Genomic DNA, 342 nt, shown 5'->3' with positions numbered 1-342 from the left:
ACCAGCGCCATCCTGCAGCGTATGCGTTCGCTCGCGGTGCAGGCGGCCAACACTGGTTCGCAGGACTCCAGCGCCCAGTCGGCGGCCGACACCGAGTTCCAGCAGCTGAAGTCGGAACTGACCCGAATCACCACCGCCACCAAGTTCGGTAGCCAGGCGCTGCTGGGTGGTACCTACAACGGTGCGTTCCAGGTCGACTCCGCCACCGGTACCGGCACGCAGCTCGCGGTCAACCTGACCTCGACCAACATCAGCGCCATCACCGGTGGTGCCTCCGGCATCTCGGGTCTGGACGCTGCCGGCATGGGCCTGTCCGCCTCGACCGTCGCCCTGACCAGCGGC

General features: G+C 67.5%; 1 protein-coding gene. It reads left to right on the top strand.

All coding sequences use genetic code 11. From position 1 onward, the window contains the following. Nucleotides 1–9: 9 nt before the first annotated feature. Nucleotides 10–342: flagellin N-terminal helical domain-containing protein (locus tag HC028_RS26880; RefSeq protein ID WP_476742332.1), on the top strand; the 333-nt coding region annotated here is incomplete at its 3' end.

Origin of the sequence: Planosporangium flavigriseum (assembly GCF_011947225.1) — a bacterium.
GTDB classification, from domain to species: domain Bacteria; phylum Actinomycetota; class Actinomycetes; order Mycobacteriales; family Micromonosporaceae; genus Planosporangium; species Planosporangium flavigriseum.
The sequence above is the reverse complement of the archived record's forward strand: the minus strand, read 5'-3'. Positions and strand labels throughout refer to the sequence as shown.